Here is a 361-nt window from a genome sequence, read left to right as displayed (position 1 = left end):
AATGAGCTCTGGGAAGCCAATTGCGGTAAGCTTAAAGCATTGCTCGAAGAAATGGAGACCTTCAAGGGAAAGCTTGGGAGCTCGCCGAATGTGCTCCTCGCCGCCTTGAAGAAATGCGATGAGATCGGGGAACTTTTGCCGCCGCACCACCTGGAGGACGAGCCTCTCGGCGAGGGACTCTATATCGCGCGACGGCTCCTTCGTGACCTCTTCCACCACTGCCTCGAGCGCATCGTTGAAGCGCGACATATGGATGCCGGAGTGCAAGGAGTCCAACTGGACAAAGAGATCGAGGTTTGCGTAAAAGAGCTTCACCTCGCCGTCTACGTCAAGGCGAATGATACGTCGCACGTCGGTTATA

General features: G+C 55.4%; 1 protein-coding gene. It reads right to left on the bottom strand.

Annotated features, from left to right (window positions below; translation table 11 throughout):
* Positions 1-361 (bottom strand): GTP cyclohydrolase, FolE2/MptA family (locus tag EZM41_RS06635; protein WP_198470344.1); only part of this gene is annotated, 361 nt, incomplete at both ends.

It is taken from the genome of Acetomicrobium sp. S15 = DSM 107314 (genome assembly GCF_016125955.1).
GTDB lineage: Bacteria > Synergistota > Synergistia > Synergistales > Thermosynergistaceae > Thermosynergistes > Thermosynergistes pyruvativorans.
This window is presented reverse-complemented; position numbering and strand designations above follow the sequence as displayed.